The 22,976-nt window shown below is 52.5% G+C and carries 18 protein-coding genes and 1 riboswitch; of the genes, 4 read left to right on the top strand and 14 right to left on the bottom strand.

What is annotated here, in order from left to right; all coding sequences use genetic code 11:
* Positions 1-15 precede the first annotated feature (15 nt).
* The 5 genes from AC0QKW_RS05105 to AC0QKW_RS05085 all read right to left on the bottom strand — a co-directional run bounded on the left by AC0QKW_RS05105 (position 16) and on the right by AC0QKW_RS05085 (position 5,869).
* Positions 16-843: an ABC transporter permease gene (locus AC0QKW_RS05105; protein ID WP_473149978.1), complete on the bottom strand. Its 828-nt coding sequence runs from the start codon at positions 841-843 to the stop codon at positions 16-18.
* Between the two features lie 48 nt (positions 844-891).
* Positions 892-1,806 carry an ABC transporter permease gene (locus AC0QKW_RS05100; protein WP_473149977.1) on the bottom strand — a complete coding sequence of 305 codons (915 nt, stop codon included), beginning with the start codon at positions 1,804-1,806 and terminating at the stop codon, positions 892-894.
* Positions 1,807-1,812: 6 nt separating this feature from the next.
* Positions 1,813-2,958 carry an ABC transporter ATP-binding protein gene (locus tag AC0QKW_RS05095; protein ID WP_473149976.1) on the bottom strand — a complete coding sequence of 382 codons (1,146 nt, stop codon included), beginning with the start codon at positions 2,956-2,958 and terminating at the stop codon, positions 1,813-1,815.
* A gap of 107 nt (positions 2,959-3,065) precedes the next feature.
* Positions 3,066-4,280, bottom strand: a complete 1,215-nt coding sequence (locus tag AC0QKW_RS05090) for an ABC transporter substrate-binding protein (protein WP_473149975.1) — start codon at positions 4,278-4,280, stop codon at positions 3,066-3,068.
* Positions 4,281-4,345: 65 nt separating this feature from the next.
* Positions 4,346-5,869 carry an amidohydrolase family protein gene (locus AC0QKW_RS05085; RefSeq protein ID WP_473149974.1) on the bottom strand — a complete coding sequence of 508 codons (1,524 nt, stop codon included), beginning with the start codon at positions 5,867-5,869 and terminating at the stop codon, positions 4,346-4,348.
* A gap of 224 nt (positions 5,870-6,093) precedes the next feature.
* Between AC0QKW_RS05085 and AC0QKW_RS05080 the strand changes: the two genes are divergently transcribed.
* Complete coding sequence (locus AC0QKW_RS05080; protein WP_473149973.1) at positions 6,094-6,573, top strand: Lrp/AsnC family transcriptional regulator; 480 nt, start codon at positions 6,094-6,096, stop codon at positions 6,571-6,573.
* A gap of 42 nt (positions 6,574-6,615) precedes the next feature.
* Here AC0QKW_RS05080 and AC0QKW_RS05075 read toward each other — a convergent pair whose 3' ends face one another.
* Entirely contained in the window at positions 6,616-8,415 is a 1,800-nt protein-coding gene (locus AC0QKW_RS05075; protein WP_473149972.1) for a hydantoinase B/oxoprolinase family protein, read from the bottom strand.
* A 56-nt stretch (positions 8,416-8,471) separates the two neighbouring features.
* Positions 8,472-10,586: a hydantoinase/oxoprolinase family protein gene (locus AC0QKW_RS05070; protein WP_473149971.1), complete on the bottom strand. Its 2,115-nt coding sequence runs from the start codon at positions 10,584-10,586 to the stop codon at positions 8,472-8,474.
* Positions 10,587-10,823: 237 nt separating this feature from the next.
* On the opposite strand from AC0QKW_RS05070, the gene AC0QKW_RS05065 reads away from it, so the two are divergent.
* Positions 10,824-12,083: an allantoate amidohydrolase gene (locus tag AC0QKW_RS05065; protein ID WP_473149970.1), complete on the top strand. Its 1,260-nt coding sequence runs from the start codon at positions 10,824-10,826 to the stop codon at positions 12,081-12,083.
* A 148-nt stretch (positions 12,084-12,231) separates the two neighbouring features.
* On the opposite strand, the gene AC0QKW_RS05060 is transcribed toward AC0QKW_RS05065, so the two are convergent.
* The 7 genes from AC0QKW_RS05060 to AC0QKW_RS05030 form a co-directional block, all read right to left on the bottom strand.
* Positions 12,232-12,837 carry a DUF1989 domain-containing protein gene (locus AC0QKW_RS05060; protein WP_473149969.1) on the bottom strand — a complete coding sequence of 202 codons (606 nt, stop codon included), beginning with the start codon at positions 12,835-12,837 and terminating at the stop codon, positions 12,232-12,234.
* A gap of 58 nt (positions 12,838-12,895) precedes the next feature.
* Positions 12,896-13,690, bottom strand: a complete 795-nt coding sequence (locus AC0QKW_RS05055; RefSeq protein ID WP_473149968.1) for an amino acid ABC transporter ATP-binding protein — start codon at positions 13,688-13,690, stop codon at positions 12,896-12,898.
* Complete coding sequence (locus AC0QKW_RS05050; RefSeq protein ID WP_473149967.1) at positions 13,677-14,339, bottom strand: amino acid ABC transporter permease; 663 nt, start codon at positions 14,337-14,339, stop codon at positions 13,677-13,679. Before AC0QKW_RS05050 ends, AC0QKW_RS05055 begins: the two co-directional genes overlap by 14 nt.
* Positions 14,336-14,977: an amino acid ABC transporter permease gene (locus AC0QKW_RS05045; protein WP_473149966.1), complete on the bottom strand. Its 642-nt coding sequence runs from the start codon at positions 14,975-14,977 to the stop codon at positions 14,336-14,338. Before AC0QKW_RS05045 ends, AC0QKW_RS05050 begins: the two co-directional genes overlap by 4 nt.
* 307 nt (positions 14,978-15,284) lie before the next feature.
* The gene (locus tag AC0QKW_RS05040; RefSeq protein ID WP_473149965.1) at positions 15,285-16,157 is read right to left on the bottom strand and encodes a transporter substrate-binding domain-containing protein; all 873 of its coding nucleotides are present in this window, start codon (positions 16,155-16,157) and stop codon (positions 15,285-15,287) included.
* 541 nt (positions 16,158-16,698) lie between these two features.
* Entirely contained in the window at positions 16,699-17,643 is a 945-nt protein-coding gene (locus AC0QKW_RS05035; protein WP_473149964.1) for an MBL fold metallo-hydrolase, read from the bottom strand.
* 125 nt (positions 17,644-17,768) lie between these two features.
* Positions 17,769-17,894, bottom strand: a riboswitch (guanidine-I (ykkC/yxkD leader).
* Positions 17,895-18,557: 663 nt separating this feature from the next.
* Positions 18,558-20,009, bottom strand: a complete 1,452-nt coding sequence (locus AC0QKW_RS05030) for a pentapeptide repeat-containing protein (protein ID WP_473149963.1) — start codon at positions 20,007-20,009, stop codon at positions 18,558-18,560.
* A gap of 272 nt (positions 20,010-20,281) precedes the next feature.
* Between AC0QKW_RS05030 and AC0QKW_RS05025 the strand changes: the two genes are divergently transcribed.
* Both AC0QKW_RS05025 and AC0QKW_RS05020 read left to right on the top strand, forming a co-directional pair.
* On the top strand, positions 20,282-21,742 hold the full coding sequence (locus AC0QKW_RS05025; protein WP_473149962.1) for an MBOAT family O-acyltransferase: 1,461 nt from the start codon (positions 20,282-20,284) through the stop codon (positions 21,740-21,742).
* A 53-nt stretch (positions 21,743-21,795) separates the two neighbouring features.
* The gene (locus AC0QKW_RS05020; RefSeq protein WP_473149961.1) at positions 21,796-22,755 is read left to right on the top strand and encodes a hypothetical protein; all 960 of its coding nucleotides are present in this window, start codon (positions 21,796-21,798) and stop codon (positions 22,753-22,755) included.
* Positions 22,756-22,976: the final 221 nt, after the last annotated feature.

The raw sequence follows: 22,976 nt of genomic DNA, 5'->3' as shown, positions 1-22,976 counted from the left end.
AACTAAAGGCCCTGGCTAAGGCTCAGATTTGGTGGGCTGAGTCAGGAGCATGGGCAGCAGCAAAAGCTCTACGCCGATGAGCAGTAGCACCGACATCAAAAACACAATCGTGCCAACGGCATTGAGCGCGGGGGACAAATTAGAGCCCAGAAAGTTGTAGATCGACACGGGCAAAGTGGGTTCAAAGCCAGAAACAAACCAGGCAATGACAAACTCGTCAAAGGAAAAGGTAAACGCCAGCAGAAACGCTCCGGCAATACCCGGTATGGACCAGGGCAGAACAACGCGCCATAGGGCTTGCCATTCGGTAGCGCCCAAGTTCCAGGCGGCTTGCTCGATCGCTTTGGGCATCTGCATCAGTCGCAGGGTAATCAGGGCGATCGCCGTAGGAATCAAAATCACCACGTGGCAGAGCAAAATGCTGTGGAGATGACCTTGTAAGTTGATGCGAGAAAGTAGCCCTAAAAAGGCCACTCCTAAGATCAGCGGCGGCACCAAAATCGGCACGATGAGCAGAATGGTGAGCACCTTTTTGCCGTGAAACTCAAAGCGGTTGAGGGCATAGGCGGCAAAGAAACCGAGGATGGTGGCAATTCCAGCGGCTAAGGGCGACACTAGCAAACTGGCCCGTAGCGCCTGCAACAACTTGCCATCGCTCAACAACTGCTGATACCAGTCCCAGGTCCAGCCTGTCCAGGGCAGGGTAGGAAACCGGGATGATTCAAAGGAAAAAACCACTAGGGTCAGAATCGGCAGCATGAGCAAGCCATAGCCCAGGGCCAAATATGCCCAGCCACCCGCCGCCAGCGATCGCCGAAACCAAGACTGATGTTGTCGGGTCATAGGGCTGTTGTCTAACGTATAGAGTCACAGAAATCAAAAGCGTTGTCCCTACTCATCTACCGCCGCAAATCGCAGACCCAGCACCAAAATCATCACCATGATGGCAATCAGCAGGGTAGCTAGGGCAGAGGTGCGGGGCAAATTAGTGGAGGCGGCGTATTCATTCAAAATGACGGTCGAAAACAGGGGAAACGACCCCAAAAGCGATTTGCCGGTGCCACCCCCCAGCACAATTCCAGAGAGCACATCCCCCAGGCTAATAATCGATCCGAACACAGCGCAGTACACGATCCCTGGCCTGCTGAGGGGCACCAGCACCCGCCAAAAGCTCTGCCAAAGGGTGGCCCCCAAGTTCTCAGAGGCCCTGAGCAGCGTTTGATCGATGTTTCGCAGCACCAAATAAAGAATCAAAATCATGATGGGGGCTAGGTAGTGCAGCAGCCCAATGCGCGTGCCCATCTGAGTAAAAATAATCTGCAAGGGGGCATCAATCCAGCCCAGGTGCAGCAGGACTGTATTTAGCAGCCCGTTAGTGTTAATCACCGTTTGCCAGGCATAAAGTCGCAGAATGTAGCTTGTCCAAAAGGGGGCGATCGCCAGCACTAGGGCAAACCGCTGCAGCCGTGCTGGTACTAAAAACACCAGCCCCAGGGCAAAGGGATAGCACAGCAGCAACCCCAGCAGGGTGGTGGTGGCAGACACCCACACCGACTGGGCAATGGCATAGGCATAGCGAGACCGGCTAAAAAATTGACCGAAAATATCGCTGTAATTAGCGATCGAAAAACCCGGTACGGCCTGGTAATTTTCTACGGACCAAAACCCAATCCAAATTAAAAACACCAGCGGCAGCAAAAAGAAAATGCTGTCGTATAGCACCACGGGCATCAGGCAAAAATACTTTAGCTGGCTAGATTGGTCGGGGGTCCAACTGGCCTGGGGGCGAGCAATCGGAATTTGCATGATGTTCTACCCTCGCTCCCCTAACAGCACCGTGTCTTCGGTATCCCAAGCCAGATACAACTCGGCGTTGATGGGCAGGGCTAGGCCGTCGCTAAAGGCTTCCTGACGCATCACCTTGACTTCGTACCCGGTCGCCGTCTCTAGCCAATAAATCACCTGGGAGCCCATGAACTCGCGGCCTCGCAAGCTGGCCTGGATGATATTTTGGGCAGGAACAGGTTGGGAGGTCAGCCGCAGCCTGTCGGCGGGCACCACCGCAGTCACCCGATCGCCGGGGGCATGGTTTTGCTCAGAATGGGCATAGATCTTGCCCTGGGGACATTGCACCGTCACGGTGGTGGCATTGGCCTCGGTTACCGTGCCATCAAACAAATTGTTGTTGCCGACAAATTCGGCGACAAAGTGGGTGGCGGGCTGGGTGTAGATCTCGGCGGGGGTGCCCACCTGTTCAATGCGGCCCTGGTTCATCACCACAATGCGATCGGCCATGGAAAAGGCTTCGTTTTGGTTGTGGGTGACATAGATAAAGGCAATGCCCAAGGTTTGCTGCAATCGCTTGAGCTCCCCCTGCATCCGCACCCGCAGGTGGGGGTCGAGGGCGCTCATCGGTTCATCTAAGAGCAAAATCGGGGGTTCGGTGATCAAGGCACGGGCAATGGCCACCCGCTGTTTTTGACCACCGCTGAGCTGGCTAATGCGGCGATCGAGCAGCTCTTCTAAGTGCATCAGCCCGGCCATGGTCTGCACCTTGGGGGCAATCTCCCGCTGGCGATGCTTGCCCAGGGTGAGGCCAAAGGCAATGTTTTGGCGCACGGTCAGGTGGGGAAACAGAGCAAAGTGCTGCCACACCATGGGGGTATTGCGCTGGTTAACGGGCAGGCGAGTGATATCTTGGCCCCGCAGTCGCACTGCTCCGGTCGAAATCCCCTCTAGCCCGGCAATGATATGCAGCAGGGTAGTTTTACCACAGCCACTTGGCCCCATAATGGCCACAAATTCTCCCGCTTTGACGCTGAGATTGATGTTGTGCAGCACCTGCTGCTGGCCATAGCACTTAGCGATCTGACACAACTCTAGATCGGTGGTGGTGCCTGGGGTGGGTGGGGCTAAGATGGTCTGATCAGCAATCTGAGTAATTGAGGCGTGGCTCATGGTTTAAGTCGGTGGACGGCAAGAAATCCAGGGGTAGGGTGTGGTAAGGCCGCTGCGGTACGGCACCCCAGGGGCTATCACACCCTACAAGCCTTAACAATCAAGGCTTAGCTGGTCTTAAACTCGTTGTAGTAGTCTTGCCAAACCTGCTCGGGCTGGTTGACGGGCAGCTGACGGGCGCGGGAACGCTCTAGCTGAGAGTCGACCAGCAGTTTGCCTGAGTTATTGGGGTCAGGAACATAACCGAGTAGTTGCTTCTCATCGGCGCTCATGTGGTCAGGGGCCTTGGTGTTGGGGGCCAACCCTTTGTAAGCATTGGCGTTGGCAATGCGGGCCTGGGCCTCTGGGGTACTCATATATTTCACCCACTCCAGCGCCAATTCGGGGTTTTGGCTACCGGCACAGAGGGTAGCCCCTTCGCTCCAGCGAATCGACCCTTCCTGGGGTACGACGGCGGCAAAGTTATCGTGGCCATCGGCGATCGCATTTTGAATCAGCCAGTCGCCCACCGGCCCAGCGGCAATGCTTTCGTTAATAAAGGCGTTGGTAATGTCTTGAATGTTGGGCGTAATCAGGGCTACATTGGGTTTAATCTTGATCAGCCATTCTTTCACCTGCACCAACTGTTCGTCGGTCAGGTCGTAGGGGTTGGGGTTGTCGGGGAAGAGGGCCAGACTGGCATTGCCCATGTTGGGCAGGTACCAGTCGAAAAAGCCCACCTTACCCTGCAAATCGGGACGGGCCAGCACCTCCCAACTGGTCACTTCCTCGGGTTTGAGAAACTTGGTGTTAAAGGCAATGCCGTAGTTGCCAAAGCGGGTGCCCACCGCCATCATCTGATCGCCCTGGTAAAAGCCAGCAAACTCTTTATAGACGGCGTTGTAGTCTGACAGCGTGGCAAAATCGGCGGTATCGAGGGGGGCGATCGCGCCCAGTTCCATTAGCTTGACCACATATTCGCCATCCGAAATGATGCCGTCAAAGGTACCCGCCGGTGACTGGTTTAAGAACTGGAGCATCTGCTCGCCGCCCACGTAGGTCTTAAACTCGACCTTGGCTCCGGTGGCGGCTTCGAAGGGGCCAATCACATCCGCTTCGTCGTACCCAGCCCAGGACAGAATGCGCAGGGTTTTGCCGCTGCCGCTGGCTGTAGGGGCGGCGGTACCAGCTTCGGAGGTGGTTGGCCCAGCAGCGCAGCTGGCCAGCTTGGTGGTAGCCACGGCCCCCGCCGCCAGCGAGGCATAGCGGAGAAAACGCCGCCGGGACAGGGCGTTGAACATCATCTCGCGGCTGGTAATTAGAGGGTTGTGTCGTTGGTTCATAGGAGGTTAAAGCTAATTTACAGGGCACAAACGGATTGAGGAGAAAATTTAGGCCTGCCCGACGGCTAAGCGCCCACGGGAGACGGACTAGCGGCGGTACCACTAAAGCCATTCACCGGAAACGGCTGGGCCATCACCTGGTCATACATGCGATCCATCGCCGGGCGCATTTTGGCGCTCCACTGGTGCCAGGCTTCGCGGTAGGGGCGATAGGTCTCCATCTTGTCGCGCAGTTCGGCTAGGAGGTCGGCTTCATTGACCCCCAACACCTGACCGCGATCGACGACCAGTTTGCCATCGACAAACACCTGCCGCACCGACTGCCCCTGTTCGGCATACACCAGCTGAATGGGAATCTGATTGAGGGGCGTAAAGCTAATGGAATTGAGGTCGTAGAGCACAAAGTCAGCTTTCATACCCGGTGCGATCGCCCCCACCTGGTCTTGCAGCAGCGTAGACCGCGCTCCACCAGCGGTGGCCCACTTCAGCACATCTTGAGCAAGGGGATAGCGGCGATAGTTGGCATCGGCCACAGAATGCACCATCCCTGCCATTTTGATCACGTTGAACAGGTTGAACGAGTCGGTGCCGTCGGTGCCGATGGCGACATTTACCCCCGCATCCAACAATTGGCGCACTGGGGCAATGCCGCTGCACAGCCGATGGTTGCTAACCACGTTGTGGACGACCGTGGCCCCCGCCTCGGCAATTAGCTCAATGTCGGCATCGGTGAGCCAAATGCCGTGGGCAATGGTGGTGCGGTGGGTGAGAATGCCGTGGCGTTTGGCGTAGGCTACCACCGACTCACCGTAGAATTCTGGCCCCGTAATCGCCTGGGTGCGGGTTTCTAAGAGGTGGGTGTGAATCGGCACGTCGTAGGTTTCCGACAATTCCGCAATGCGGTGCATCAGCTCTGGGGTGACCCGCTGGGCTCCCGAGGGGGCCAGCATGGTGGTGATGCGACCGGCTTTGCCGTGCCACTCTTGATGAATGGAACGGTACAACGCCACCCAGTCGTCATCGGTAAGCCACTCGGTCTGCTCTAGCTCACGCTTAAGGTCGGCATCGAGATAACTCTCTAAATAGGGAATGGTGTGGTGCAACGGCTTGTTGATGGCGTGGAGCGATAGGCTAGCCCGCAGCCCCACATCTAAATAGGCCTGGGCCACCGCTGCAAACTGCTCGGGCGACTGGCAGGGCAGGGCATACAGATCATCTTGAATGGTGGTGGTGCCCGCTTTGAGGGCCTCTAACCCGGCGATCGCAGCGCACAAATAGTGAAAGCGCGGGTCCAAAGGCTGATCAGACGGCAGATACAACATCCACAGCTCTAGGGGCAGCGCCTCATAGCCGCACTTTTCTAAAATGCCCAGGGTTGAATGGGTATGGGCATCCACAAACCCAGGCACGAGCAGGTGGTTGGTGGCATCTAAAACATGGTCAGCGGTGGCTTCAATGTGGGGAGCCACTTCCACAATTCGATCGTCTTGCAGGAGAATATCGGCCACCCTGGGTGCTAAGTCTAGATTGCCGTCGGCCTGAGGCGTAAACGGCAGCACAGTGGCATTGCGAATTAACTGTCGAGTCATACAAGCCTCAAGAAAATTAAAGTAACAAAACCTAGCTGCACAGCAATATTGGCCGCTGAAACTGCGCCCGTCGAAAACAGTTTTGGAAAGCTTGTTATGGGAATGAATGCTAAGGAAAAAATAAAAACTAAACCGTTGCTTTTAATACAAACACAATGTTTTTTTGAGAGGTTGTTGTGAGATGAATTAAAATCGGCTAAATTTGTTTTTTCAGCAATATCCCTATGACGCAACCAGATCAGAGTTTGTCGGCTGCCGTCAGCCTGGACAATCTAGACCGCGATATTATTGGCTTGCTGAAGGTTGATGGGCGAATCAGCTATAAGGACATTGCCAAGCAACTCAACGTGCCCGATGCCACCGCCCGCTATCGAGTTCAGAGACTCTTGCAGTCAGACTTAATTCAAATTCAGGCTTGGCCAAACCCCAAATATTTTGGTGTTCCCCATGTCGCCATCGTTCAGCTCTTCATCGAGAATGGCTGGATTGAACCCGTGGCCGAGCAGTTAGCGGCGATCGATGAAGTGCAGTTTGTCGCGATTACGGCTGGTCGGCACAACATTGTGGTTGACGTTTATTTTGATGACCACAAAGAGCTACTGGAGTTTTATGCCAAGCTCAACTCGGTTACGGGCATCATGCGGTATGAAACTCAAATCGTCATTAAGCTACTTAAGGCTAAATATCAATACACCTTTAGCTAGGGTGACAAATCCCTAGCTAAAGGTGGCAGCCTATCCAAGCCCTTAATTCACGACCTGCGATCGCAGCGCCGCCGTTTCCTCCGCATCTACCGTCAGCGTGGCTGGATTGATCGCCACGCTGTAGTCGCGCCGAGCCACCTCCAGGCTGACATAGCCATCCAGCACATCCTCTAGCACCCGGGCGGGGTCGCGTTCTAGAGGGTTGCCGTAGCCGCCGCCGCAGGGGCTAATGGTACGCAGGGTATCGCCCACCTGGGTTTTGCGGCAGGGAAACTTGGAGGGGAGATCGTCTTCCCGTCCTTCAAGCGGGTTCAAGATCTGCACCCCGCCGGGGGTGCCGTCATTGCCACCAAAAATGCCCCAAGGAGCATACTTGTTTCCTTCCCCTTCTAGGGACATTTGCCCTGGGGTGAGAAACTGAATGTCGCGAATCGAGCCCAGGCCGCCGCGCCACTGACCGGCTCCGCTGGCGTTTTCGATCAGCTCGTAGCGGGTCACCCGCAGGGGCAGGTGGGCCTCGATATCTTCGATCGGGTTGTTGCGGGTGTTGGCGTAGAGGGTATCGACGCCATCCATGCCGTCTTTGCCGTAGCGACCGCCATAGCTGCCCTCGGTGATATCCATATAGACCCAGTAGTCTTCGTCGAGGGCACCGCTGTAGGAGGCGACTTTGATATTGCCAATGCCGCCGCTGACGTTGTGGGGGGCAACCTGGGCCAGGGCTTTCATCAGGGTGTCGGCAACGACGTTGCCAGGGCAGCAGCGGGCGATCACCGGGGCAGGGTAGATCGGGTTGGCCAGACAGCCCTTGGGGGCGGTGATATGAATGGGCCGCGTCAGGCCCGAGTTTTGGGGCACGTACTCCATCAGGGCAGTGTCGAGCAGCACCGATCGCAGGGTCACAAAGATGGCAATGTCCACGGTGCCGACGAAGGGCATGTTGATGGGGCGATCGTCGATCTGGGGTGAGGTGCCCGCCAGGTCGATGGTCATGTCGCTGCCGTCGATGGTGACGGTGACCGCCACTTTCAGGTCTTTTTTAGTCGGGTCAGGGTCGTCGAGAAAGCCATCCATATAGCCCTCCGCCGAGTAGGTGCCGTCGGGCAATCGCTCGATGGCCTGGCGCATCATCCGCTCAGAGTAGGTCATCAGGGTTTCGCTGGCGGCGAGCACGGTGTCGAGGCCGTACTGATCGACTAGCTCCAAAAACCGCTGTTCCCCCACTCGGCAGGCAGCCACCTGGGCTTCGATATCCCCCACTACCACCTGGGAGCTGCGAATGTTTTGCCGCAGCATGCGCCACACCTGGCGGTTTTTCACCCCGTTTTCGTAGAGCTTGACCGCCTTGAACTGAAGCCCCTCGGCAAAGGCATCGACGGCATCGACAATGCCGCAGCTGCCGGGGGATGACGAGCCAATATCTAAGTGGTGAGCGGTGGTGAAGGAATAGCCAATCAGCTCGTCATCGCGAAAGATGGGAATGCCGATGCCGATGTCTGGCCCGTGGGAGGCCCCGTAGTAGGCGTGGTTGTGCAGAATCACATCGCCGGGGTAGAACTCTTCGCCGTCTTCGGCCATGGCCTTAAGCACCCCCCGCATGTAGCCCGGAATTGGCCCCAGCTGCAAGGGCGTGCTGTAGGCGCATTCCGCTAACTGCTGACAATCGGCGTCGAGAATGGCAGCTCCAAAGTCTTCGGACTCGCGGATGATGCTGGAGTAGGACATGCGGGCCAGTTTGTGGCCCATCTCAAGGGCGATGCCGTTGAGGGCACCGGCTACTACCTGGGCAGTAACGGGGTCAATTTTGGGCAGTTGGCGAGGTTGGGGTAAAGCGACTGTCATGGCAAGTTAGGTAGGGGAATGGTGTTTGGTTTAGGGCGGTCAAGCAGCAGCGGATCTCAGCCTACGGCGGCCTCGATGGCGACCCGCTGATCCACCGCCGATTCTGCGGCCAGGCGAATCAACAGGTTGCCGTTAGCTTCCACCGTGGTGTGGCTGTGGGGCGGCAGCAAGATCGTCGAGTCTTTTTGAAAAATCACCGCTGGCCCTTCGATCTCGCCGCCCACGGGCAGGCGATCGCGCTCAAAGAAGTTGGTCGAGTATTTCTCTAGCTGGCCCTTGACGCGGAAGTAGGTGACCGCCGTTTTGAGCCAGGCATCTTTGACGTCGCCTTCGGTGGGCACGGGCAGCCCCGCCAGCTTGGGCATGGGGCCAGTGCCCGTCACCCTCAGGGTCACCAGCTCCACCACATTCTCTGGGAAGGCGTGGCCGTACTCGGCGGTGTGCAACTCGTGGAACTGCTGCCACACCTGTTGCAGGGTGGCCTCTGCCAGCTCGCCGCTAGGAATCAGCGCCCGCAGCTCGTAGCCCTGGCCCACGTAGCGACAGTCGGCAAAGCGTTGCAGCGTCATCTGGTCGTCGCTAAAGCCGTCGGCCCGCAGCTGGGCTTTGACCTGGTCTTCTAGCGATCGCAGATCGGCGTTGAGCTTTTCCAAGTTAGGAGCCTTGCTGAGCACAAACTCGTTTTGAATCAGGTCGTGCTTGAGGTCAGTGGTGAGCAGCCCCATGGCGGAGGTAATGCCGGGGTAGCGGGGCACAATCACCTCGGGAATGCCCAGCGAGAGGGCTACCTCAGCGGCGTGGAGCGGCCCAGCCCCCCCCTGGGCCACCAGGGCAAACTGGCGCGGGTCTTGCCCCTTTTGAATGGTGCGGGAGCGAATGGCGTTGGCCATATTGTTGTTGACGATGGTGACAATGCCCGCCGCAGTTTCGTAAAGATCGAGCCCCACTCGGTCAGCCAGGGCCTGCACCGCCGCAAAGGCGCGATCGGGATGGATGGCCATTTCGCCCCCCAAAAAGTGTTCGGGGTCGAGGCGGTTGAGCACCACGTTGGCGTCGGTGACGGTGACCTCGGTGCCGCCCTTGGCGTAGCACACCGGCCCCGGCTCGGCCCCGGCACTGCGCGGCCCCACCCGAAAGGCACCGCCGTCATCGACGTAGGCAATGCTGCCCCCCCCGGCCCCAATGGTGTGCACGTCGATCATCGGCACCATCACCGGGTAACCGGCGATCCAGGTGTCGCGGGCGGTGGCCTCGGCAAAGCCCCGCTCGGTCACCAGGCCAATATCGGTACTGGTGCCGCCCATGTCAAAGGTAATCAGGCGATCGCGGCTCGACCGCTCTCCGGCGGCAGCACCCCCCAGCACCCCTGCCGCCAGCCCCGACAGCAGCAGGGTAACGGGCTGTTCTCCGGCCACTTCGGCGGTAGCCACCCCGCCGTTGGAGCGCATTATGTGCAGCTCGCCCCGCACTGACTGCTCCTTTAGGCGGCGGCTGAGGTTGTCGATGTAGCGCTTCACCTTAGGGCCGACAAAGGCATTGATGCAGGCGGTGGTAAACCGCTCAAACTCGCGAAACTGCGGGAAGATGCTGGCACTGGTGGTAATAAATGCCTCGGGAAATAGCTCTTGGGCCAGGGCGGCGACTCGGTCTTCGTGGCGCGAGTCAAAGTAGGAATTGAGGAAGCAAATGGCGATCGACTCTACCCTGGCGGCCTTGAGTTCGAGAATGGCAGCGCGAGCCTCGGCTTCGTTGAGGGGGGTCAGCTCTTGACCTTTGGGGTCGAGGCGTTCGGCTACCACTTTGCGATCGCGCCGTTTGACCAACGGTCTGGCCTGCCAGGGAATATCCTGCATAATCGAGTAGTGCTGGGGCCGCTGATGCCGCCCAATGTGCACAATATCGCGGTAGCCCTGGGTCGTGATCATGCCCGTGCGAGCCCCGTCGTGGGTGAGCAGGGTGTTGGTGGCAATGGTGGTGCCGTGCAGCACGTGCTCAATGGCGGCGTAGTCAGTTTGGGCCATCTGGCAGAGGGTGGCAATGCCCGCCATCATGCCGATCGAGGGATCCTCGACGGTGGTGGGCACCTTGTGAATCCAGGTCTGAGCCTGGGCCACATCCGCCAAAATTAGATCGGTAAAAGTACCCCCAATATCTACGCCGATCAGTTTCATGGTTAATGACCTCTACCGAAGGGAACGCCAGCATCTTAGACAAGGGCAGGCTAATCCAGCTGTTCAGCCTGCACTGTTTTAGCGGCGACGGGTAGGTTACAGGACGGGTTTTGAGGGTCGGGGGGCAGGTCTTAGGCGTGACTCCTCCGTGGGTAGCCATTGAATCGGTAGCGGTTGCAACAGTGAACCGATGGCTTTTCTGACCAGGATAAATCGGCATGTTTTGAGGTCGACTGTATGGCGGTGCTTACTTCTCTGCGGATTAATGGCGATCGCCTGCAGCAGCGTCTCAATGCCCTAGCCACCATTGGTCGCCTGCCCGAGGGTGGGGTGCGGCGCATCGCCTACAGTGAGGATGACTTGGCCGCCCGACAGTGGGTCACTGCCGCCATGGTAGAGGCCGGTATGACCGTCACCCGCGATGCGGCGGGCAATATTATCGGTCGGTACGCGGGCAAAAAATCATTGCCGGCCCTGGCCACCGGCTCCCACATTGACACGGTACCCGCCGGGGGCCGCTACGACGGTGCCCTCGGAGTGCTGGCGGGCATTGAAGTGGTCGCCACCCTGCACCAGGCGGGGCAGCGACTCAACCATCCCATTGAGGTGATTGTCTTTACCGACGAAGAAGGGGAAATGATCGGCAGTAAAGCCATGGCGGGCACCCTTCACCTCAATGACCCCGAGCCCTTTCGGCGGCTAGACGGCACCTCGATTCAAACCTGCCTTCAGCGAATTGGCGGCGACTGGGACGCCCTCCCCACCGCCCGCCGCACCGCCCAAGATCTGGCCGCCTATCTAGAACTCCATGTCGAACAGGGAGGCGTGCTGGAATCGGTACAGCGCCAAATCGGCGTCGTGCAGGGCATTGTCAGCCTGCATCGCTACCAGGTGGTGATCACCGGGCGGCCCAACCATGCGGGCACCACTCCCATGCCCCTGCGCCAGGATGCTCTCTACGCCGCAGCGCTCCTGGTGGCCGCCGTCCACGACGTAGCCACCAACCCGTCGGGCGATCAGGTCGCCACGGTCGGCTATCTCACGGTGCAACCCAACGCGGCTAACATTGTGCCGGGCCGGGTAGACCTCACCATTGACCTGCGCGATCTATCCCTAGCGGTGATCAACAGAATGGTGAATCATCTTCAGCATCGCATTCAGGCGATCGCATCGACGACCCAAACCACCCTTCAAATGCAGCCCCAGCACGCCGTGCATCCTACGCTGGCCAGTCCCACCATCCAATCGACCATTGCCGCTGTTTGCGACAGTCTGCAACTCAGCCATTACTCCATGCCCAGTCGAGCCATCCACGATGCCCAAGAAATTGGCCGCATTACCCCCATGGGAATGATTTTTGTGCCCAGTCAGGCTGGGATCAGCCATGCCGAAGACGAATATACTTCACCTGAGCAATGCAGCCAGGGAGCCGATGTATTGCTCAACACGCTGCTGCGATTGGATAGCTTGCTTGAAAAAGTGGCTCTTTCGGTATGAGCTTCTGCACGAGGTATAGGGCGAGCCAGAGTTGCCAGGTCGCCAAGGGCACCAGCTCGCTCCAGTGGTTAGAATCTGCTCAAAATACAGTCGCAGCTGAAAATAGAACTGTTTATGTACGCTATAACCGGTTAAGTCGGGCACATCGTCAAAATATCTCGAACTGAACATCGGTAGGTAGACAATCGACACCATTGACCGGCACGATGTCTTGAGGACAGGCTGAGAAAGCCACAATACAGTCCATTTCAGCTTTGAGTACAACATAGTCGCCAGGTCGGCTGACCGGAGCAACAAATTCTGTGTATAACCCTTTAGTGACAGGGATATTCATGAATAAGTTTAAGGGACTGGGAACTTCGGGTGGGATCAGCGAAAGTTCGCCTAGAGCCTTATGTAGGTTGTCGGCGCAATTATCGTGATTGGGAACTCCTAACAGTTCGTAGCGATAGCGATCGCACGCAGCAATTAACGTGTCGTGAATGCCGGGAGAGGTGTCTTCGACCAGGCTGAGGATGGGACGGCGGTGATTGGTATAGAGCGTGTCACCAACTTTTGGAATGATTTTGCCGATCAACGCCCGAGTATGCTCCATTGACATTAATTCTTTGAGGTCACTAACATTAAAAGCCCAGGTATCGACCACCTGGGAACCCTGCAAGTTAGTCACTTTAATCGATTGCCCCTGGGACAAATAGGTTGCTTTTCCTTGACGAGCAGGGATAGTAACTGGGGACGATTGCAATGTAGTCACAGGAATCACTCCTCAAAAAACAATAAAAATCAGGGTCTACGTATAGCCTATAGCTGTGCTAAGCGTAGACGTAGCGCTCTAGAAACTGCCTGGCTCTGTCGGTTTGGGGCCGCGTAAAGAAAATTTGGGGACTAGTCTCTTCAATAATGTTTCCTTGATCCATAAACACGATGCGGTTAGCGACTTCTTCAGCAAATTTCATCTCATGGGTAGCGATAATTAGGGTCATCCCTTCTTGAGTGAGGCTGCGAATAACGTCAAGCACTTCTCCCACAAGCTCTGGGTCGAGGGCGCTAGTGGGTTCATCGAGTAGCATAACTTCAGATCGCATGGCCAAAGCTCGGGCGATCGCCACCCGCTGCTTTTGCCCACCGGACAGCCGAGCCGGGTAAACATGCCGCTTCTCATATAACCCTACCTTCTGAAGCAAAGCTTCAGCCTCGGCTTTAACCTCAAGTTTTGGTCGTTTTTGAACATGAATCGGGGCCTCAGTGATGTTTTCTAAAACACTTAAATGAGGCCATAGGTTGAAATGCTGAAACACCATACTGATGCGGGTGCGCATCTCAGAGAGTTGGCGGGTAGCCATCGGAAGCGTACGATTTCCAACTTGCCGTTGGCCAATCGGCGTGCCGTGGATAATTACCTGTCCCTGAGTTGGGGGTTCTAGCCAGTTAATGCAGCGCAACAGCGTCGACTTTCCTGAACCGCTGGGGCCGAGCAAACAAACAGTTTCACCAGGCATAATTTTGAGGTTTATGCCCTGAAGCACTTGCAACGCCCCAAACTGCTTGTATAGATCTAGAACCTGTACAGCAGGGGGAGAGGCGATCGCAGCCCTAGTATCTGACATAATTGTCTCTGACTTTCTCAACATATTGAACACCTAGCTCAATCACGACACATAGCAGCCAATACATCAGCGCAGCCACAAAAAATGACTCAAACGGTACCAAATAGCGCGACTGGATTGACCGAGCTGCGTAGGTCAACTCAGGAATTGTAATCATCGCTAAAAAGGCAGAATCCTTCACCACCTGGATGAACTGATTGCCCAACAATGGCCCAGAGAGCAGTAGCACCTGAGGTGCAATAATGCGCCTAAACAGCCTAAAGTCATTAAAGCCAAAAGCTTGAGCTGCCTCCGTTTGACCGTTTGGGATACTCAACCAGGCCGATCGCAAAATTTCAGCAACATAAGCGGTGTTGTACATCACGATCGTGACTAAAGCCGTTGTCCATCGATCAAGTGCCAACCCCCACTGAGGCAAAGCATAGTAAGCCATGTAAATCAGAAGCAAAAACGGAACCGACCGGGCGGCATCGACAAAGATTTGAGCAGTGCTTCGAAACACAGGACGTGGGGCAATGAGCGGAATCAGCAGCAGTAGCCCCAGCACCATTGCCGCCGCCATTCCTAACCCTGAGAGCCACATCGTATGCCACAATCCAGTCAGAAACCGAGGAAAATTATCTAGAACGACTTCAAAGCGCAAGTTCATACCAGTTCGTACTTCTCCTGCAGACGCGTTCCGGCCCACCCCCCTAGTCGCGACAGCAGCAGCAGCAAAACCACATACAGTAGCGTAGCCGCAACCATCATCGGAATAGGTTGAAAATTACTGGCGGCCAATTGGCTCGCCCGCCGGGTTAAATCTGTGATGCCAATAACACCAATGGCTGGGCTAGTCTTCACCATGAGAGTAATTTCATTTGTTAGAGCCGGTAAACTTCCCCGCCAAATCTGTGGCAGCATAATTCGCCAAAAAACCTGGCTGGGAATCATACCCACAGATCGGGCTGCCTCGACCTGTTCTTGAGGGAAGTTAAGGATAGCGGAACGAAATATCTCACTGACAAAGGCCGAATGATTAAGCGCTAGAGCAATAACTCCTGCATTAAAGGCTCCAAGCCGCAACCCCAAAGAGGAAAATCCAAAATAGAGTAGCAAAATCAACAAGATAGCTGGAATCGCACGAAAGAAGCTAACGTATAGCGCCAACAAAGGCCCAATCACCCAAATCTTCTGGACTCGAATCATAGCAACCGCCAAGCCCAAGGGAATGCCAATGCAGGTTGCGACTAAGGAGAACAAACAGGTAATCCAAAATCCTTGCCATAAATACGCTACGTTGTCCACGAACTTCCCTTTGCCTTAGTGCTGATATGGCGCCTAATGCGCTAATACTTTACGGCGTAAATTTGTTCACCGTCGCGCAAGCATGAGGCTTGGTGTAGATAAGACACCTGCGCAACGATAGTTGGGATATTTCTGCAACCCAGTACTCGTTTGAATGCCTGCTGTTGTGAACCTTCTCATGAGCAAGAGGTTCACAACAACAACCCTAATCACTCTATCAATGGCAATACTCGATCTCTAAGCTGAACATTGGTGATGTGTCTAAGGTGCAATCCATAAATGCACATCAACTACAATTGCCCATGTTTTAATTTGCGGGTATCGGCTCATCCCCCGGCAGCATAGGTTGATCCGGCAGATCATCAAAACTCACCTTCAACCACTCTTCTTGAAGTTGCTGCATTAATCCCTCTGCTTTGATCTCTGCCAGGGCGGCGTTCACAGGATCCAGAACTTCAGTATTTCCCTTTCTAACAGCCCAACCTGCATACATTTTGTTTCCCACTTGTGTGCCTAGCTCAAACGTTTCAGGGCGCTCGCTAATTAACTCTGACAAAGCTACGATGTTGTTGATCACCGCATCCAGACGCTGGTTTTCTAAATCCTGATAGGCCTCAGAAAATGCCTCATACTCGACTGCCTGAGCTGGGGCTGATCCCATGGCAGCCAGCTGCTCATTCACAGCAGTCTCTAGAACTTGAGCTGTTACACCACCCTGCTGAACGCCAATACGTTTTCCAGAAAAATCTTCAACACTTGAGATTGATGTATCCCCAACTCGTTTCACAAAATAGTGCGTGAATTCTGAAATCGGCATCGTGAAGTCAAGGCTATCAACCCGGTCTTCTATTATGCCAACTGCCGCATTGGTGAGACCATATTGCCCGGAAGCCAGCCCAGTAAGAATACCCTGCCATGGCAAAACCTGCTGGTCGATAGTCTGGGGAATTCTCTCTTGCACAAGCTCTAAAAGAGCCTGATTATAGCCCACATGCTCCCCATCTCGCAAAAAATCATAGGGCGGATAATCATTTTCTGTTGCAACCACAATAGTTCCAGCACCAGATGTGGAGGTAGTAGTCCCAGCACAGGCAACCACTGTTACACAACTGACTAAAATTAATAGACAAAAACCTAGAGCTTTCATCTTTCGACTGAGCTGATAGAACGCATTAAACATCAAAAACCTCCTAAAACTAAAGCTAAAGAAACAAACGAACTACGCCCAAAGACCAGAAGAAAATGCCACAAAGATCACCAACGATATTGGATATGGAGATGTTAGCAACCATTCTACACATGGCAATCTGTGAGACAAGAAGCTACCTTAAATCACGAAAAATAAGGTAAGCAGGAAGTTGAAAATGTTATCCTCTCGCCACCAACCAAAATCTTTATACCCTGGAAGCAACCATGTTTTTAGATCGTGATCTATTCCGCATTTCTTGTGTCAAGTAATAAGCATTTCCATGCATAAAACCATAAGCCAAAAATCAATCTTGAATTGTTGTTTGTGTTACAAACTTAAGATTGCTATTAATATGCGTGGTAAGGTAGAAACTCTAAGGTCAATTTGCCTCAAAAAATCTAATCTTTCCGAAGATTCGACAACAAAGGATGAGCATGCATTTCAGTTTTGAAAGGAGCAAGAATAGTTGCTCTGAGATGAGGGCATAAGCTGATTGCCTGAATCTTCGTTTTTTGACTTTTAACGCTTTGAGTTAGCACAAATCGCCCGGCTCAGCGTCGGGATTCATGTTTTCGTAGCTGAAATATCGGTCAGGCAGCCCGTTGTAGATGATGTAGTCATCAAAAATGTGGATGCCAGCTTTATTGTCTATAGTGGCGATGGCATCCCCTATAGACTGAAGTTGACTCACTGTCATTTGCAATGGTCTTTCATAGGGCTGATAACTGGTGCGGATGAGATAGTCTAATTTGGGGTAGATTGACATTTCAATGTGGCATCCCAGAATGTGGCTGATGGGATGAGTTTTGCAAAAAGCAATCATGCGCTCAATGCTGTCGGAAAAAGCCTGCCAGTCTCGAATATAGAGGCGACCGGGATATACTAAGTCTCCGGAGAATAAAAGATGAGTGTAGGGGTCATAAATGGAAACTTCAGCTTCTTCATGGCCTGGTGTTGCCAATACCTTGAGCGATCGCCCGCCCAGGTCAAAACTGACTTCATCCTGCGGCCAATTCTGGAATCCATAGAACTGAATGGTAGCTTCCAATGTCTTTCCCACAATCACAGTATTGCGTCGATCTGAAAACTGAGGGTCAGCTTCGAAGTGGTCACGGTGCAGGTGAGTATGGGCCACCACTAGACCGTAGTTGTCGCGGGGATGCTTAGACAGCCACTGAGTCACTAAGTCATCAACGGTTTGCCTAAGGGGAAAAAACTCAGGTGACCGAGTCGCGCCTGTATCGAGCAAAATAGCTCGATCATTTCCGAATAGCAGAAACATAAACGGTGCCTCATAATGCACCGCCATGTTTTGCCGCATGATCACTGTGTGCTCGTTATAGAAATGGATTTGAATATCTGGATCGGCATTATGCTTTGGCGAAACCGAACCATGAATCCATTGCACATCAAGGCTGCCTGGTGGCGCGGTAGATAACTTAAAATCAATGGGCTCTACGGATATAGGTGGAACCATGGAATCATTCTCCGTTTTAACTAGCTGCGATACACCTTAGTTGGCCAAGCTTAGAAATCTCTAAAGACTTAGGCTAAATAGTTAACCAAAACAAAAGCCCAGAAAAGCTGTGCGATTAGCACAAACTCTCCCGGGCTTTTATCCCTCCGTGAAATCAACGGCTTAGACCGTTGATCTGTCTCTCTCGGACCAGCACTCAGACCTTCCCTTGTATACGGGATGGCAGAGTCGGAACCCTAGAGACGCTATTTTTTCTTGCTACTGCAAAAGCTGCTAGAAAGCAGGTGCATTTTTATTTCTACCCAAGCACAGGGTAGGTTGATTAATCAGCGTGATTTGTATCTAGGATTACATCCTGAACATTCTCCTTCGTTATCGACTCCTCGAGAATGGCCACGTTTTCGCAGCAAGATCAGTTCTGACAAACTGGAGGAGAATGAATCAGATACTGAATAGCTGCGGCAGGGGAGTCTGTCAATAACGATATGGGCATTCTCTGACAGTGAGCAACTGCGTTAGCCCTTCGTCATGACCATGGGCAATATGCTGCACTCGTCAAATTGTCAACCAATCTACCCAACTCCAGAGTGGGTCTGCGGCTACCCCCGATTCAGCAGGGCAAACAACCGTTTGCCCCTACGGTTTGGCCTTTTGGGAATTGGGGTTATGTGACTCGGATTTGGCATCACACCAGCATTCCAGATAGTAGCGGTCTTCATAGGTGGCGATTTTGGCGTGGTGAAGGTGAAGTTCCACAGGTGACGTCTTGGTAGGTGAGGCGGAAGGGCCGCTGGAGGCGGATGCAGCGCTCGATTTTATGCGCCAGGGCTGTAGAGGCTACCAGTGTCGTCTTATTTTGAGAGCAGTTAGTGAATTGGCACAGCAAACGGTCACTCTTCTTACTTGTTTTAGGACTACGGGGTTCTCTGCCTGGGCTGAACTAGCTCGATTGGTACACCGAGCTTTTCAGTCAAATCCAAAATATGGGTGGTGAACTCATTCAGGTTGCCGGAGAAGGTGGCGGCCCCGCCAGCGAGGGTGGCAGCGGCGGATCCGGCAGCAGCAAGCTGTTTTAGTTTGCGCCCCAGTCGGCCTGGGTCAGGCTGGGGCTTTTTGAGGTCAGTTTCTATGTCGTCGATCAAGTCGAGGGCATTGTCTTTTTGGTCGGGGGGAAAGGTCTGAATCTGTTCCCGGAGCGCTGTGATCAGGCGGCTGATCTCGTCGAGGTTGGCTCCGTAGTTGTGGATAGCGCCGCCAATTTGATCCCCCTGCACAGTCTCAGCAAAGCTCCCGCCAAACTGAGCACCCTGGAGGTTGTATTTGGGGCCTTCGGTGTTGTTTACCATGGCGGTCGCTGCTACCGTGATTGGTCTACTGGCTGCCAGCTTAGCCAATTCGAGTAAATCGGTACTCTGCTGCTTGTAAATCTCAATCTCCCTGTCCCTGGCGTGGAGCTGCTGGCGATACTGGGCTTCCATTAGCTGAAGTTGGGCCGCATAGAGCTGTTTGGCGTGGGTTTCGATCGCCGCTTTGTCAGCCTCCTGGTTCACCTCTAACCGAACGATGAAGCTGTCGGCCTTGCGCTCTAATCCCTGGATAGAGAGGTCGCTGGCTGAGTATTGCGATCGCAGATCCTCAAAGGCTCGAAAGAAGGCCTGCCAGTCGATGCCGTCAGTAAAGGTCAGGTCTATGGTTTCGAGGGCACTGGCTAGAATCTGGAATCGCTGGGTGAACTCCCCATGGGCAAAGGTGCTATTGGGGTGTACTGGCAGGCGATCTGAGAACTGCCCCTGCTCATCAATGGTGCGATAGATGTAGTCGCAGTTCACGCTATTGAGCATTGTGGATGAACCGATCTGCCAGTCTGCAATGCAGGCTCCGGTGAGGGTTGTGTTGGTAAAGTTAGTTTTGAGAACGGTCGCTTCACTTAGGTTGGCTCCGCTGAGATTTGCCCCGCTAAGATCGGCATTGAAGAGTTCTGCCCGGTTAAGGTTGGCTCTTCTGAGGTCGGCATGGCTTACGTTGGCCCCTGTCAGTCTAGCCCTCACCAGGTTAGCTCCACTGAGATTTATCCCACTCAGGTTGGCCTCACCAAGACTGGCTTCGCTTAGCCTAGCGTGACTCAGGTTGGCTCCATGGAGGTCAGCTTTGAATAGGAAAGCCATGGTCAGATTGGCTCTTGTCAAGTTTGTCCCCGACAGGCCTGCTCCACTGAGCTTGGCTTCACTCAGGTTGAACCCTCGGAGGTCGACTCCACAAAGGTCGGCGTTACTCAGATTAGGGGGTAGATTCAAATTCTCCTCTCGCCACTGGTTCCAGACCTCGGCTCCCTGCCGCAGTATCACCAAATGCTGCTCATTCGCCATAGTCCACCCACCCCCCTCCTTCATCCAGGTTATTTAACACTGTCGAGCAAATCTTGCTGATGCCCAGTTTCCTGGACTGGTTGTTGGGGGCTGCCTGGGAGATAATACATCTCAGTTGCGAATGGTACGGTCTGAGGCTGATTTTGTGTCAAATATAATGGCCCACGATCTGTTGGCTGCCACCGATATCTCTGTAAGATATATCATACCCATTGCTTTGGCCAAGAGATTACCAGTGAGATAGTTATTCAAAACAAGATGTTTTCAAGGAAATGACCTTTACGAGCTTCACTTTTTTAGTATTTATAAGTCTAGTATTTATTCTGTACTGGACTCTTCAAACGCGAAAACTTCAGAATATATTACTAGCTCTAGCAAGCTACACATTTTATGGCTGGTGGGACTGGCGGTTTTGCTTTTTGATGTTTGCCTCCAGCGCAGCAGATTTCTTGCTTGGCTTTTGGATTGATCGAACTAATTCTCCCAAAAGCAGAAAAGCAATGCTTATTCTTAGCTTAGTTTTTAACTTAGGCCTGCTAGGATTTTTTAAATACTTTAACTTTTTTTCGGATAATCTAAACGCTCTAGCACTTAGTCTTGGCGTCCAAGTCAGTCCATTTACTTTAAGTGTAATTCTGCCGGTAGGAATTAGTTTTTACACATTTCAAACTCTCAGTTATACGATTGATATTTACCAAAGACGTCTACATGCAGCCACCAGTTTTATTGATTACCTAGCATTTGTTAGTTTTTTCCCTCAGCTTGTAGCCGGGCCAATAGAAAGAGCGCCAAACTTGCTAAGCCAGTTTCTCAAGCCCAGAACTTTCTCTAGTGAAGCTGCTCAAGATGGTTTACGCCAAATACTTGTCGGCTTGTTTAAGAAAATGGTCTTGGCAGACAATCTAGCGATGATTGTTGATGTCATTTATGGACAACCTGATCAGTATTCAGGATCTGTCTTAATGCTAGGTACAGTTTGTTTTGCATTTCAAATTTATCATGACTTCTCAGGCTATTCAGACATTGCAATTGGGACGGCAAGGTTATTCGACATTCACTTGATGCGTAACTTCGCTTATCCCTATTTCTCACAAAGTGTTGCCGAATTTTGGCGTCGCTGGCACATATCATTGTCGACTTGGTTTCGAGATTATGTGTACATACCTCTAGGAGGCAATCAACGGGGCAAGCTACACCAGATTTACAACATTATGCTTACATTCATTATCAGCGGTTTTTGGCATGGTGCCGCTTGGACTTTTGGTGTTTGGGGTACAATCAGTGGTGTGCTAGTTATTCCTTCTTTGTGCTTTGGTAGTCGGCAAAAAAATATTTCGGAACTGCCAGGAGGTGATGGTCTTTTGCCAAGCCCTTTTGCTTTGGTAAAGATGCTTACAACCTTCACCTTGATTTGCATAACTTGGATCTTTTTCAGGTCAACATCATTGGTTGAGGCGTTAGAAATTCTTCACTCTATTTCTACGGAGTTTTGGCAGTCGGATAACTATCAATACATGCTGACTTTTTTGTACTCTGATCCTTACTATTTTCCAGTTCTAGCTACATTAGCCGGGTTTATATTGCTTGAATGGTTTCGCAGGCAACATGACCATGTACTTGAAAAAATGGATGTCGCTTCGCCACTTCGCTGGCTAACCTATACAGGATTTATCGTTTCAATTTTAACTTTAGGAACTCGAACTTCAGGCACTTTCATCTATTTTCAATTTTAGAGACGATGAAAAAAAATCGAGATTTCTCAATTAGGCTTGCATACTTTTTTGTTTTGCAATCTATTTTACTCCTAGTTTTCATAGGGATTTATGATCGCCCTAAAGAAAGATCGGCTATCTATTTTTCAACTCATATTAAACACGATCGCCTCAGAGAGGCTGCATCACCACGAGTTCTATTTATAGGAGGCTCTAATCTTCTTTTTGGCCTCAATTCAGAATTGGTTGAGAAAGAAACTGACTATCATCCTGTTAACTTAGGCCTAATTGGCGGCTTGAGACTTAACTTTATGTTAAGCGAAGCCCTCAAAAATTCAGAGGCTGGTGATCTGGTCATTCTTGCTCTTGAATACCATCAATTGAATGTACCGGCTGACGAAGCTAATCTTCAAGTTTTGATGAGTTTGATTGAGCAGAGGCCCAAAAATGTTAGATATTTAACCCTAGGGCATTGGCGTTTACTCTTTGATAAAGGCCTATTAGAACAGTTAGGTATCAAGCTTAGATATTCCTTTGGTCAAGCTAGACTTAAGAGTCCTTGGCAGTCTTTACACGAGAAGTTTAATGTTAGTAAAGAGAACCCCAATAAATCTGATTTTAATGAATATGGTGACTTAGTTATCTACCGAGACCAACCCCCACCCTTTAACGAAGCGAATAATCAAGATGTTTTGCCTGATAAGCAGAATCTTAATTACCAAGTCATTCACGCAAATATTGCGCGCCTAAATCGGTTTTATTCTATTTGTCAAAGTCGTAATATTGATGTCATTTACTCTTACCCTCCCATTCCGGAGACATCATTTTTACGAGAACAAGAGATCGCCGAAGAACTACATATTATTTTGAGCGAGCATTTGAAAATTCCTATTGTCAACACTCCACAAGGCATGGTGTTGCCTACTGAAAGCTTTATTGGGGAAAGCTATCATCTCTTTGGTCAAGGCATTGATCAAAGGACTACTCGTCTGATTAATGATCTGTATCAAACTGGGCATCTTCGACAGGATTGAAATAGAGATTTCTTTACGTCGCTACATTTTTGTCATTGAGGGGCTTTGTTGCATGAATTAGATGAAGCGTCATGAGTTTTCCGATAAGGCCAGTGACCTAAACCTCAACCGGACAGCTATCAGGCTGGGTGCATCCCAGTCTTGTAAGTCTAGGGATAAGACGCTGTTCAAAGCCCTTAATTCTCCTATGTTTGATGACTACGTATTTGTACTTATTGCAA

This window comes from Pseudanabaena sp. PCC 9330 (assembly GCF_055795045.1).
The sequence above is the reverse complement of the archived record's forward strand: the minus strand, read 5'-3'. Positions and strand labels throughout refer to the sequence as shown.